Origin of the sequence: Sideroxydans sp. CL21 (genome assembly GCF_902459525.1) — a bacterium.
Lineage (GTDB): Bacteria > Pseudomonadota > Gammaproteobacteria > Burkholderiales > Gallionellaceae > Sideroxyarcus.
Genome location: NZ_LR699166.1, coordinates 704377 through 717679, shown reverse-complemented (window position 1 = coordinate 717679; position 13303 = coordinate 704377). Strand labels below are relative to the sequence as shown.

16 protein-coding genes are annotated in these 13303 nt (G+C 58.4%); 5 read left to right on the top strand and 11 right to left on the bottom strand.

Features of this window, described 5'->3' with window-relative positions; all coding sequences use genetic code 11:
- Positions 1-4 precede the first annotated feature (4 nt).
- Entirely contained in the window at positions 5-229 is a 225-nt protein-coding gene (locus QOY30_RS03480; protein WP_283743248.1) for a DUF2798 domain-containing protein, read from the top strand.
- On the opposite strand, the gene QOY30_RS03475 is transcribed toward QOY30_RS03480, so the two are convergent.
- From QOY30_RS03475 to QOY30_RS03425, 11 genes are all read right to left on the bottom strand, one after another.
- Positions 230-733, bottom strand: coding sequence for a disulfide bond formation protein B (locus QOY30_RS03475; protein ID WP_283743247.1), 504 nt, complete (start codon positions 731-733; stop codon positions 230-232).
- Between the two features lies 1 nt (position 734).
- On the bottom strand, positions 735-929 hold the full coding sequence (gene iscX, locus QOY30_RS03470; RefSeq protein WP_283743246.1) for a Fe-S cluster assembly protein IscX: 195 nt from the start codon (positions 927-929) through the stop codon (positions 735-737).
- A 142-nt stretch (positions 930-1071) separates the two neighbouring features.
- Positions 1072-1416 (bottom strand): ISC system 2Fe-2S type ferredoxin, encoded by a 345-nt coding sequence (fdx, locus tag QOY30_RS03465; protein WP_283743245.1) that lies wholly within the window; start codon positions 1414-1416, stop codon positions 1072-1074.
- Position 1417: 1 nt separating this feature from the next.
- Positions 1418-3286 (bottom strand): Fe-S protein assembly chaperone HscA, encoded by a 1869-nt coding sequence (hscA, locus tag QOY30_RS03460; RefSeq protein WP_283743244.1) that lies wholly within the window; start codon positions 3284-3286, stop codon positions 1418-1420.
- 2 nt (positions 3287-3288) lie between these two features.
- Positions 3289-3831, bottom strand: coding sequence for a Fe-S protein assembly co-chaperone HscB (hscB, locus tag QOY30_RS03455; protein WP_283743243.1), 543 nt, complete (start codon positions 3829-3831; stop codon positions 3289-3291).
- A complete protein-coding gene (gene iscA, locus QOY30_RS03450; protein ID WP_283743242.1) occupies positions 3831-4154 on the bottom strand; it encodes an iron-sulfur cluster assembly protein IscA in 324 nt (107 codons plus the stop codon). The genes hscB and iscA overlap by 1 nt, the downstream gene beginning before the upstream one ends.
- Before the next feature lie 14 nt (positions 4155-4168).
- Entirely contained in the window at positions 4169-4585 is a 417-nt protein-coding gene (iscU, locus tag QOY30_RS03445) for a Fe-S cluster assembly scaffold IscU (RefSeq protein ID WP_283743241.1), read from the bottom strand.
- An 89-nt stretch (positions 4586-4674) separates the two neighbouring features.
- The gene (locus QOY30_RS03440; protein ID WP_283743240.1) at positions 4675-5889 is read right to left on the bottom strand and encodes an IscS subfamily cysteine desulfurase; all 1215 of its coding nucleotides are present in this window, start codon (positions 5887-5889) and stop codon (positions 4675-4677) included.
- 125 nt (positions 5890-6014) lie between these two features.
- Complete coding sequence (locus QOY30_RS03435) at positions 6015-6488, bottom strand: Fe-S cluster assembly transcription factor (RefSeq protein ID WP_283743239.1); 474 nt, start codon at positions 6486-6488, stop codon at positions 6015-6017.
- 97 nt (positions 6489-6585) lie between these two features.
- Positions 6586-7317 (bottom strand): serine O-acetyltransferase, encoded by a 732-nt coding sequence (gene cysE / locus QOY30_RS03430; RefSeq protein ID WP_283743238.1) that lies wholly within the window; start codon positions 7315-7317, stop codon positions 6586-6588.
- Entirely contained in the window at positions 7301-8038 is a 738-nt protein-coding gene (locus QOY30_RS03425) for an RNA methyltransferase (RefSeq protein ID WP_283743237.1), read from the bottom strand. Before QOY30_RS03425 ends, cysE begins: the two co-directional genes overlap by 17 nt.
- Positions 8039-8250: 212 nt before the next feature.
- On the opposite strand from QOY30_RS03425, the gene QOY30_RS03420 reads away from it, so the two are divergent.
- Genes QOY30_RS03420 through mutS form a run of 4 tightly spaced genes read left to right on the top strand, consistent with a single transcriptional unit; the run spans position 8251 to position 13286 of the window.
- On the top strand, positions 8251-9048 hold the full coding sequence (locus tag QOY30_RS03420) for an inositol monophosphatase family protein (RefSeq protein ID WP_283743236.1): 798 nt from the start codon (positions 8251-8253) through the stop codon (positions 9046-9048).
- 27 nt (positions 9049-9075) lie between these two features.
- Positions 9076-10110 carry an inorganic phosphate transporter gene (locus QOY30_RS03415; protein WP_283743235.1) on the top strand — a complete coding sequence of 345 codons (1035 nt, stop codon included), beginning with the start codon at positions 9076-9078 and terminating at the stop codon, positions 10108-10110.
- 9 nt (positions 10111-10119) lie between these two features.
- A complete protein-coding gene (locus QOY30_RS03410; RefSeq protein WP_283743234.1) occupies positions 10120-10761 on the top strand; it encodes a DUF47 domain-containing protein in 642 nt (213 codons plus the stop codon).
- Between the two features lie 29 nt (positions 10762-10790).
- A complete protein-coding gene (gene mutS / locus QOY30_RS03405) occupies positions 10791-13286 on the top strand; it encodes a DNA mismatch repair protein MutS (RefSeq protein WP_283743233.1) in 2496 nt (831 codons plus the stop codon).
- Positions 13287-13303 lie beyond the last annotated feature (17 nt).

Here is a 13303-nt window from a genome sequence, read left to right as displayed (position 1 = left end):
CCAGATGAAAATACCGGCGCGCTACAGCAATCTGCTTTTCGGGGGCATGCTCTCCATCATCATGGTCACCATCATTTCGGGCACGGTGACACTCATCAATCAGGGGTATGACCCGCAATTTTTTGCGCGCTGGTTCAGGGGGTTCATCACAGCGTGGCCTGTCGCCTTTCCTTCCGTGCTGGTGGTCGCGCCGTTCGTGCGACGCGTGGTGGCGAGAATCACCGCCTGATCAGCGTTTTTTCCAGCCGACCAGAATAGAGAATATCCCCAGCAACACGAACCAGACCAGCGACCACTCCGGAATACCGAGGGTCAGGAATGTCCATCCCTTTGCGGCACATTCGCCCGAGCCGTGCATCAGCTCCTGCCATACTTCGGACATCGGGAAGTGCTTCAGCATGAAATCGAGACCAGGCCCGCACGCTGGTACCTGGTCTTTGGGCAGATGCTGTATCCAGATATGCCGCGAAGCGACTGCCACGCCTCCCAGGGCAAAGAGAGCTATGAGGACCGAATAGATCCGGCTGCCGATCGGCCCCGAGTTGAGCAGGGCGGCGATGAAGAAAAGCGCACCGATGGCAATGAAGATTACCCGCTGCACCATGCACAACGGGCATGGATCCTGGCGCAGCACATATTGCAGGTAAAGCGCCGAACAAAACAGGATGGCCACGACCAGTGCGCCGATCAGATACAGCCAGCGCCTGGATATGGCGTCCCAGATTTTCAGCATATCATTCCGCCTCGTCCATCCACGCAGTCTGAATGGCTTCGAGCACCTTCTCGCCGCCGCGGCTGTGGTCGTCATCGAACCCTTCGAGGTCGACGACAAAGTTATGCAGGTCAACAAAGCGGACCTTGCTCGGGTCGATATCCGGATGTTTCTCAGCCAGTGCGATCGCTATGTCGCGCACGTCTATCCATTTCATATGAGAGCCCCAGTAAATTGTAACGAGCAATTCGAGAGCAAGGCGCACGGAGCGCAATGAACGAAACCTATCAAATAGATAGGTGAGGAATGAGCACCGCGCATCGCGGCTATCGGATTGCGCAGTAAATTTATGGGTGCTCTCATTTGGAGTGTCCCTCCTTCGCCATGTTTATGGTGTACTTGGGTATCTCGACCACCAGATCCTGCTTGCCGACCAGGGCCTGGCAACTCAGTCTCGAATTGGCTTCCAGCCCCCATGCCTTGTCCAGCAGATCTTCTTCCTGGTCCGTTGCTTCTACCAGACTTTTGAATCCTTCGCGCACAATAACGTGACAGGTGGTGCAGGCGCAGGACTTTTCGCAGGCGTGTTCGATCTCGATATTGTGCGCCAGCAATGCATCGCAGATGGATATGCCGGGTTCGGCCTCGAACAACGCGCCCTTGGGGCACAACTCCACATGCGGCAAGACAATGATCTGTGTCATATCAGTCCTCCAACTCCGATAGTTTGTGCCCGGCCAGGGCATGTTTTACGCTTTTATCCATACGGAGTTGCGCGAATTCGGTCGAAGCCAGGTTCAATGCCTCTACAGCACGTTTGATAGTCTGCTGATTGTCTCCCTCAAGCACCGCACGCAATGCATCCATGCTGTTGCGGATACGCGCCTGAGAGACTTCATCCAGCAGCGCGTCGCCATCCTGTTGCAGGGCATTTCCCACAGCATCCAGTAATTGAGCCGCCTCGGTCTGCAATTCGCGCAATGCGCGGACCACCATGTCATCGCGCGCATGCCGGGTTGAGTCCTGCAGCATGCGGGATATTTCCTCGTCGCTCAAGCCATAAGAGGGTTTCACCACGATACTTGCTTCAGTTCCGCTGGCCATCTCCCGCGCTGAGACACTGAGCAGGCCGTCGGCATCCACCTGGAAAGTGACACGGATGCGCGCGGAACCGGCCACCATGGGCGGGATGCCGCGCAGCTCGAATTTCGCCAGAGAACGGCAATCGCTCACCAGCTCGCGTTCACCCTGCACCACATGGATGCTCATCGCGGTCTGGCCATCCCTGTAGGTCGTGAATTCCTGCGCACGCGCATTGGGTATCGTGCTATTGCGCGGGATGATCTTCTCCACCAGCCCGCCCATGGTCTCGATGCCCAGACTGAGCGGGATCACGTCCAGCAACAGCCACTCGTCCGCACTGCGGTTGCCGGCCAGCACATTCGCCTGTATGGCGGCACCCAAAGCCACGACTTTGTCCGGATCCAGATTGTTCAGCGGTGCCTGCCCAAAGAATTCGCCCACCGCATGCTGCACCTGCGGCATACGGGTGGAGCCGCCCACCATGACGACACCCTTGATGTCCTCGACTTTCAGTTTGGCATCGCGCAAAGCGCGGCGTGTCGCCTGCAGGGTGCGGGCAACGAGGTTCTGCGTCATCTCGTAGAATGCCTCGCGCTTGAGCGTCAGATCCACGAGGTCGCCACCGCCCAATATCGCGGTGATCTTCGCCTGCGGATACTCGGTAAGTTGCTCCTTGGCAGTGCGCGCATTCGTGAGCAAAAGACGCGTGTCATGCGCACTCAGTGCAGATATGCCGCCGTTTTCCAGCATCCAGCAGTAGATGCGATGGTCGAAGTCGTCGCCGCCCAACGCCGAATCACCATTGGTGGACAGCACTTCGAACACGCCTTTGGAAAGCCTCAGGATGGAAATATCAAAGGTGCCGCCGCCCAGGTCAAACACCGCATACACGCCTTCGGCAGCGTTATCCAGGCCGTAGGCGATGGCTGCGGCGGTGGGTTCGTTCAGGAGGCGCAGCACGTTGAGTCCGGCCAGCCTGGCGGCATCCTTGGTGGCTTGGCGCTGCGCATCGTCAAAGTAGGCAGGCACGGTGATCACGGCACCAACCAGTTCTCCGCCCAGTGAAAGTTCCGCGCGCTCACGCAATACCTTGAGTATCTCGGCCGAGACTTCTACCGGGCTCTTCGCACCGGCAATTGTGCGCAATTGCAGCATGCCGGGCGCATCGACAAAGCGATAAGGCAGGTTGCCGACCTCACCCACATCTTTCAGGCCGCGCCCCATGAAGCGCTTCACCGAAACGATCGTGTTTTGCGGGTCTTCACTCTGCACGGCCTGCGCCGCATGGCCGACCTGAACGCTGCCGTCAGTTGCGTAACGCACTACCGAGGGCAGCAATGCACAACCTTCGATGTCGTTGAGCACGGTACTGATACCGTTGCGTACTGTTGCCACCAGGGAATTGGTCGTGCCGAGGTCGATACCGACCGCCAGCCGGTGTTCGTGGGGAGCGGCGCTAAGGCCGGGTTCTGCAATCTGCAACAGTGCCATTTTTAAGAATCTAATTCGTCGAATGCGGAGCCGATTTCTTCCGCCAGTTTCTCAAGAAATTTGAGCTTGCGCACTATACCGGAAGCGGCCGCGTAATCGCGAGTGTCGTCGATATCAATGCTGAGTTGTTGTTGCAAAATCCGCACTTGATGTTGCATGCGCTGTTCCAGTTCATCCAGCGCCGAGGTGTCTTTCGCCTGTTTCGCGGCTTCCAGCGCTTCGCGCCATTCCATCTGCTGCATCAAAAAATCGACAGGCATCGCGGTATTGCTTTCTTCCTGCGTATCCACCCCATGCTGCAGCAACAGGTAGCGAGCGCGATTCAGAGGATTGCGCAGAGTCTGGTACCCTTCATTCACGCGCGTCGCCCACTGCATGGAAAGGCGGCGCTCCGCATCGGAGAGATGGGCGAATTTGTCCGGATGGACTTGCGCCTGCAGCCCAAGGAAACTCCGCTCCAGCGCGGCGCTATCGATTTTGAATACTGCTGGAAGGTTGAAGAGCTGGAAGAAGTCCTGCTGAAAATCCGAGTTAAGGATATCCATCAAACCTTGAAACTTTCCCCGCAACCGCAAGCATCCTTGACATTCGGATTGTTGAACTTGAAACCCTCGTTCAATCCCTCACGGGTGTAATCCAGCTCCATGCCGTCGATGTAAGGCAGACTGTGCTGATCCACCAGTACCGTCACACCGTTGCTGACGAATTGCAGGTCTTCACTATCAACCGCGTCGGCGAACTCCAGCTTGTAAGCCATGCCGGAGCAACCGCTGGTACGCACGCCAAGGCGCAGGCCTACGCCTTTGCCGCGCTTGGCCAGGAAATTTTGCACATGTTGTGCCGCACTTTCTGTCAACGAGATCGTCATTTCGTATCCCTAATTTATTTATTGCCGTTACAAGCCGCGGTCTCCACCGTCGCGCCATGTTTGGCCTTGTAATCCGCAACGGCCGCCTTGATCGCATCTTCAGCCAGAATGGAGCAGTGTATCTTCACCGGCGGCAACGCCAATTCTTCGGCGATGTGCGTGTTCTTGATCCCCAATGCCTGATCCACTGTCTTGCCCTTCACCCATTCGGTGACCAGCGAACTGGAAGCGATAGCCGAGCCGCAACCGTATGTCTTGAACTTGGCATCTTCGATAATGCCGTCCTTGCCCACTTTGATCTGCAACTTCATCACATCGCCGCATGCAGGCGCGCCGACCATGCCGGTACCCACATACTCGTCCTCTTTATCCAGCGTGCCAACATTGCGTGGATTTTCGTAGTGATCCAATACCTTATTGCTGTAAGCCATAAATTTCTCCTAGGATTCAGGATACGGGATAAAGGATTCGGTAATACCAGCTTGGCTGTATCCCGTATCCTGAATTCCGTAACCTGCTTTTAATGTGCGGCCCATTGCACTGAATTCAAATCCACTCCGTCTTTGAACATCTCCCACAAAGGAGAGAGGTCGCGAAGTTTGGCAATCTTTTCCTGCAATAGTTTCACTGCAAAATCCACCTCTTCTACAGTGGTGAATCTCCCCACAGTGAAACGAATGGAGCTGTGCGCCAGTTCGTCGTTGCGTCCCAAGGCGCGCAATACATATGATGGCTCCAGGCTGGCGGAAGTACAAGCCGAGCCGCTGGAAACCGCGATGTCTTTCACCGCCATGATGAGCGATTCGCCTTCGACGAAGTTGAAGCTCACATTCAGATTGTGCGGCACACGCTGTTCCATGTCGCCGTTGAGGTAAACCTCTTCCATGCCGGACAGGCCTTTCCACAAGCGGTCGCGCAGCATGCGCACGCGCTCGTTCTCGGTCGCCATCTCCATTTTGGCGATATGGAATGCCTCGCCCATGCCGACGATCTGGTGTGTCGCCAGCGTGCCCGAGCGAAAACCGCGTTCATGCCCGCCGCCGTGCATCTGGGCTTCCAGACGAACGCGGGGCTTGCGGCGCACATAAAGCGCACCGATGCCTTTCGGGCCGTAGGTCTTGTGTGCCGAGAAGCTCATCAGGTCGACCTTGAGCTTTTGCAGATCGATCACCACCTTGCCGGTCGCCTGCGCCGCATCAACATGGAACAGAATGCCGCGCTCGCGGCATATTTCGCCGATAGCCGCGATATCCTGTATCACACCGATCTCGTTGTTCACATACATCACCGAAACGATGACGGTGTCGGGGCGCAATGCCGCCTTGAGCTTCTCCAGATCGATCAGACCGTTCGGTTCCGGATCGAGGTAAGTGGCCGTAAAACCCTGACGCTCCAGTTCACGCACCGTATCGAGCACAGCCTTGTGTTCAGTCTGAACTGTAACGATGTGCTTGCCCTTGTCGGCGTAGAAATTCGCCGCACCCTTCAGCGCAAGATTGTTGGATTCAGTTGCACCCGACGTCCACACGATCTCCTTCGGATCGGCGTTGACCAGAGCCGCGACCTGGTCGCGTGCCCGTTCCACCGCCTCGTCCGCGACCCATCCAAACGAATGCGAACGCGAAGCTGGGTTGCCGAATTTCTCGGTCAGGTACGGAATCATCGCCGCTGCAACGCGCGGATCGACCGGCGTGGTTGCGGAATAATCCATGTAGATAGGCAGGTGCAACGTCATTTCATCTTCTCCTAATAACCAGCGACTTACCCGGCGTTAAGCAACAACGCACTGGCGCAGTTTGCCAACTTGGCGTGACAGCTGTGCAAAGCCTTTTGCCAGGCCGTCAAATGACCGGTTGTCTATTACGCGGTCACACGCGATGAGGTTTCGCTTTTCGGCATCATGATGGGAGACGAATCCGAAGCACCGGCTTTGCTCTGTCCATCCACCAGTTGCTGCAGATTGATCTTGCCCAGATATTCGTGGATCGACTCGTTCAGGCCGAACCACAAATCATGTGTCAGACAAGGTTTGCCGTTATCGCAATTACCTTTCGTTCCGCAATTTGTGGCATCCAGCGCCTCATCTACGGCAGTGATGATATCGACCATGGAAATCTTGTTCGCCGGACGTGCCAGACAATAGCCGCCGCCCGGGCCGCGCACACTGGCCACCACATTATTCCTGCGCAGCTTGCCAAACAATTGCTCCAGATAAGAGAGCGATATCTTCTGCCGCTCGCTGATGCCTGCCAATGTCACAGGACCTTTGCCGCCACGCATTGCCAGATCAACCATTGCTGTTACCGCAAACCGTCCTTTGGTTGTGAGTCTCATAACTTTCCCCTATTCTCAAAAATTCAAACAAGATGGACAAACGACTGTCCGCTTAATCCCTCAAAAACTTACGGACATCATAGAATACCCGATTCTTTTAATCAACAATTTTATTCAAATGTTTTGGATCGAACTTATCGGCGGTCGCCCGCTCTTCTTCTACACGCACACCCATCTTTTCCAACTGCTGCAGAATAAATTCTATGCGCTGATCAACCGTGACGCTATGCCCCAACAGGCCGTGGATGGCTTTGGAAAGTGGATCGTCTTTGTCATTCCCAACACCGTATGCATTGAATCCAGAGGGAATTTTCTTTTCTTCATCCAGAATTCGCGCAGGAATCCCTGCCGCTGTGGCACCTGCCGGCACATCTTTAACTACCACTGCGTTGGACCCGATTTTCGCGCCGTCGCCAATATGGATAGGGCCCAGAATCTTCGCACCCGCCCCGATCACCACGCCGTTGCCCAAGGTCGGATGGCGCTTGCCCTCTTTCCACGACGTTCCGCCCAGCGTAACACCATGATACATAGTGACATCGTCGCCAATCTCTGCAGTTTCCCCGATAACCACACCCATTCCGTGGTCGATGAAGAATCGCCGCCCGATAGTCGCGCCCGGATGGATCTCGATGCCGGTAAATCCGCGTGCAATATGCGAAATAAAACGTGCCAGCCACTTGAAATTGGCGTGCCACAGCGTGTTGGTTAAGCGATGGAAGATGCGCGCGTGCAAGCCGGGGTAGCAGGTGATCACCTCAAAGGTGGTGCGCGCCGCCGGATCGCGGTCGAATACGCTGGAGATGTCTTCTCTAATGTTCTTGAACATCCGGATGCTCTTCCGCATAACGTTTTTTCAGACGGGCATTGTACTCGGTTGCCACAGTCAGCATACCGCGCAGAATGTTGATCTCCTCATCCTCCAAGCGGGTACGCGAGTACAGGCGGCGCAGGCGCTGCATCAGCCGCGCCGGGTTCTGCGTGGTGAAGAAACCGATCTCGAACAGCGTCTTTTCCAGATGGGCATATAAACCTTCGACCCGCTCATGCGTGGCAGGTTCGATCTCGGGCAAGACCAGCCTGTAGCTTTCCGCCGCCACACTCAGTTCATAAGCGACCACCTGTACCGCAGCGGCGATGTTGAGCGAAGAAAAGTCGGGATGCGCCGGAATGTTCACCCCCAGCTGTGCTTTACCCATCTCCTCGTTGGTCAGGCCGGACATCTCGGTGCCAAACAACAAGGCCACAGGGTGCGTCGCGGCCTGCAGCAACACTTCCGGCATCGCCTCACGCGGCGTTTTCACCGCGATGGAGATATCGCGCAGGCGCGCCGTCATCGCCACGGTGAACACCACGCCCTGCAATGCCTCGTCGATCGATTTGCACACCACGGCATTCAGCAGGATGTCGTCCGCCCCAGCTGCCATTGCAGACGCCTGCGGATCGGGGAAATAACGCGGATTGATGAGATACAGATGTTGCAGCCCCATCGTTTTCATCGCCCGTGCAGCTGCACCGATGTTGCCGGGATGGGTGGTGTGACTGAGCACCACACGGATGTTGTCCCCGTATCCCCGCAGTGGGGAGGCCGAGGGGGACCCGATGCTTTCAGCATCACCCTCTCGCACATGGGGAGGCCGAAGGGAACCCCGCTGCTCTGCAGCGACCCCCTCGCACCCAAAACTATTAGGTTTATTCAAAACGCAATACCAACTAAAATACGCGCCGGATTTCCCCAGCTCATTAAAAAGGTCGTACTGATATGCACCCCATGCTCAACATCGCGGTGAAGGCCGCTATTCGCGCAGGCAAATTGATCTACCGTGCCGGCGATAATCTCGACCACCTCACCGTGACCAAAAAATCCCATGCGGATTACGTCAGCGAAGTGGATCGCGCCGCCGAGCGCATCATCATCGAAGCCCTGCATGACGCCTATCCGAGCCACGCAATTCTAGCAGAAGAGAGCGGCGCCCAAGGCCAGTCGGAATACGTCTGGATCATCGACCCTCTCGACGGTACGACCAATTTCCTGCACGGCGTTCCGCAATATGCCGTCTCCATCGGACTGCAGCACAACGGCGTGCTGACCCAGGCTGTCATCTACGACCCGACCAAAAACGACCTGTTCACCGCCACGCGCGGCCGCGGCGCCTTCCTCAACGACAAGCGTTTGCGCGTGAGCAAGCGCAAGGAAATGGCCGACAGCCTGATCTGCACCGGCTTCCCCTATTCGAATATGCAGCATATGGACGCCTACCTCGGCGTCTTCAAAGACGTCATGCAGAAGAGTGCCGGACTGCGCCGGCCCGGTGCAGCCTCGCTGGACCTGGCATGGACAGCAGCAGGCCGTTATGACGGTTTCTTCGAGACAGGTCTCAAACCCTGGGACATGGCCGCCGGATGCCTGCTGATTACCGAAGCGGGCGGCATGGTCAGCGACCTGCAAGGAACGGATGGCTTCCTCCAGAGCGGCCATGTATGCGCGGGCAATCCCTTCATCCACCCGCAATTGCTCGAGATCATTGCGCCGCACCTGACCCCGGGACTCAAAGCCTGACGCTGAACAAGCCCTCCTCCCGCCGACATGGAGTCCACCCTATTCGTCCTCGCGATCGCGACCATCCTCATCGTCCTGATCTTCGAGTACACCAACGGCTTCCATGACGCCGCCAACATCATCGCCACGGTCATCGCCTCGCGCGCGATGACGCCGGTGCAGGCCGTTGTGCTGGTGGCCTTCTTCGAATTCCTCGGCCCGCTGCTGGGTGGCACGGCGGTCGCCAACACCATAGGCAAGCTCATCACGCTGGACGATCTCGACCGCGAACTGTCCCTGACCATCGTGCTGTGCGGCCTGGTCGGCGCCATCGCATGGAACCTGCTGACCTGGTGGCGCGGCATCCCTTCCTCTTCGTCGCATGCCATGGTGGGCGGATTGGCCGGCGTGGTGGTGGTCGCTACCGGGGCCGACCATGTCGCCTGGGGATTCGGCGACCTGTTGCACGGCGAACTGAACGGCGTCACCAAAGTGGTCGCCGCCCTGATCCTTTCGCCCATCATCGGTTTCTGGGTCGGCTTCGTGCTGCACAAGATCATGCTGCGCTTGCTGCGCGGCGCCCATCCGTCCATCAACCGCGACCTGCGCCACCTGCAATTCGTCACCTCGGCCGGACTCGCTTTCTCGCACGGCGCCAACGATGCTCAGAAGAGCATGGGCATCCTGACGCTGGTGCTGCTGCTAGGCGGTTTCATCCCGACGTTTGAAGTGCCGCTGTGGGTGATCGTCGTCTGCTCCTGCGCCATCACGCTGGGCATCCTTTCCGGCGGATGGCAGATCGTGCGCACGCTGGGCTTTTCCATCTACAAGATCCGCCCGCTGCATGCGCTGGATTCGCAGATGACTGCGGCCACTGTCATCTTCAGCTCATCGCTGTTCGGCGCACCCGTCTCCACCACCCACGTGGTCGCCTCTTCCATCATGGGCATCGGCGCCTCCGAACGGCCCAAAGCCGTGCGCTGGAACAAGGCCTTCGAGATCGCCACCACCTGGTTGATCACCATACCCGGCGCGGCATTGATGTCGATTTGCTGCTATCTTCTCGTCCGCGCATTTACCTGAGTGAACCCCATGCCCGAAGCTTCCAAAACCCTGCTTGCAAGAATCCTGGACAGGGTCTTCCCCAAGGTGCCCGACTTCTTCCACATGCTCACCGAACAGACCATCATGGTCGCGAAGACCGTCAACCTGCTGGTCGAATACATGGAACACGGCGACCCGAAGATCGCCGAGACGCTCAAGCTGGACGTGCATGAAGCCGACCTCATCAAGATGCGCAACCTGCACGAACTCAACGACGCCTTCTCCACCCCGATTGACCGTGAGGACATCTACCGTGCCATCTTTGCACTCGACGAGATCGTGATGTACTGCAAGACCACAGTGCACGAGATGGACGTGCTCGGCGTCACGCCGGATGCATTCATGCGCGACATCTCGCATTGCATCAAGGAAGGCGTCGATGCGCTGGCCAACGGCTTTGCCAAACTGGGCACTACGCCCGCCACCGCCGCACTGAACGCAGACGAGGCGCGCAAGGCCGAACGCCACGCCGAGAAGCTGTACCGCGTGGCACTGCCCATCTTGTTCGAGGGCAGCGACTACATCAACATGTTCAAGCGCCGCGAGATCTACCGGCACCTGACCAATGCCGCCGAGAACATGGCGCTATGCGCCAACCGCCTGCACGACATCGTGGTTAAAATCTCCTGACTGACCGAACGAACCATAAAGAAACCGCAATGATCGAAATAACCAATCTCACCTTCGACTACCCCGGCCATCGCGCACTCAACGATGTGACACTGACCGTCGCCAACGGCAGCGTCACCGCACTGGTCGGCCCCAACGGTGCGGGCAAGACCACGCTGATGCGCTGCATCGCCGGACTGGAGACACCGCTCACGGGCACCATCACGGTTGCCGACATGGATGTCAGCGACCGGACTCGCGACGTGCACCGCGTCATGGGTTACCTCTCGGATTTCTTCGGTCTCTACCAGGACCTCACCGTGGCACGCTGCCTGGAATACGCCGCTGCCGCGCAAGGCCTGCCGGAAGCCGACATCCCCGCCGCGATCGAGCGCACGGCACGGCAGCTTAACCTGATCGACCGCCTGCAGCAGACCAGTGGCAGCCTGTCGCGCGGCCTGCGCCAGCGCGTCGCCATCGGTCAGGCCATCATCCACCAGCCCAAAGTGCTGCTGCTGGACGAACCCGCGTCCGGCCTCGATCCCGAAGCGCGCGCCAGCTTGGCCACATTGTTCCGCCAGCTGCAGGCCGACGGAATGACCCTGCTGGTGTCTTCGCACATTCTGTCCGAGCTCGACGAATACTCCACACACATGCTGGCGCTGCGCGACACCTGCGCCACCAACATGGGCAGCCGTCTGCTGGCAAACTGGTTGCATCATCCGCTACGCGACCGAGCTACGCTGCAAGCCAGACTGGATGCGGTGGAACAACTCCTGCTCCCCTCGCCCTCCGGGAGAGGGGCTGGGGGTGAGGGAAGAAATGGTGAGGTACTCACTGAACATTCCCTCACCCCAACCCTCTCCCAAGGGGCGAGGGAGCTTTACCCCCAAGTCCACGACCACCTGAATCCTAGCGTCGACGTAGAACGCATCACCGCCCGCATCGCCCTGCGCAGCGCCCGTCCGCGCGACCTTTCGGGTCTGCGCGATACGTTGCTGACCTTGCCTCAACTCCACGCCGCGCTGGGGAAGAGTGATGCCACACTCATCCGGCAACTGGCCGATGCGTTCCTTCTGTCCGTTCGTCCTGAGCCTGTCGAAGGATCGGCGCAACGCGCCGGCGGACCTGAGAATTCCCTCCCGGCGGGCACGCCCGTCAACCCTTCGACAAGCTCAGGGCGAACGGGAAATGAATTGGTCGAGTTGCTCCAAAAAACCCTCAAACCCGAACCGTCCTCCATCCTCCGCGAAGGCGGCGTAATCGCCGACGGCTTCGACCCCGAACTGGACGAACTGCGCGGCATCCAGACCAACTGCGGCGATTTCCTGATGGAGCTGGAACTGCGCGAACGCGCCCGCACCGGCATCGACAAGCTGAAGGTGGAATACAACCGCGTGCACGGCTTCTACATCGAGGTGAGTTTCGCCAACGCCGACAAAGTGCCGGACGACTACCGCCGCCGCCAGACGCTGAAGAACGTCGAGCGCTACATCACGCCGGAACTGAAGGCCTTCGAGGACAAGGCGCTTTCCGCCAACGACCGCGCTTTGGCGCGCGAAAAATTTCTCTACGAACAATTGCTGGACCAGCTCGCGCCGTTCATCCCGCAACTGCAGCGCATCGCCGCCGCCATCGCCGAACTGGACGTGCTCGCCACCTTCGCCGAACGCGCCGCCACGCTGAACTTCAGCGCTCCTCAATTCGCCGACGATGCGCGGATCAACATCGCCAAAGGTAGGCATCCGGTAGTGGAAGCGCAAGTCGATCAGTTCACGCCGAACGACACCACGCTCAACGACGCGCGCCGCACGCTGCTAATCACCGGCCCCAACATGGGCGGTAAATCCACCTACATGCGTCAGGTCGCCATCATCGCGCTGCTCGCGCATGTCGGCTGCTTCGTTCCCGCACAGGCTGCGGTGCTGGGCGAGATCGACCAGATTTTCACGCGCATCGGCGCATCGGACGACCTCGCCAGCGGGCGCTCCACCTTCATGGTCGAGATGACCGAGGCCGCCAACATCCTGCACAACGCCACCGAGAAGAGCCTGGTGCTGGTGGACGAGATCGGGCGCGGCACCAGCACCTTCGACGGCCTCGCCCTCGCCTACGCCATCGCGCGCCACCTGCTGGAAAAGAACCGCAGCTACACCCTGTTCGCCACGCATTATTTCGAACTCACGCGGCTGGCCGAAGAATTCGCTCAGCTCGCCAACGTCCACCTCGCCGCCATCGAACACCAGCACAGCATCGTCTTCCTGCACTCTGTTAACGAAGGCGCTGCCAGCCAGAGCTACGGCCTGCAAGTCGCCGCATTGGCAGGCGTGCCCAACGACGTCATCCGCGCCGCGAAGAAGCAACTGCTCAAACTGGAACAGAACAGCGCCGCGCAAAATCTGCAGGGCGACCTGTTCGACAAGAAACCGGAACTGCCGGAACCGGAAGAGCATCCGGTGTTGCAATCACTGCGCGATTTGCAACCGGATGAGTTGAGTCCGAAGGAAGCGCTGGAGCTGATTTATCAGTTGAAGAAGCTGGTCTAAGTAGCTCGGCTGAATTA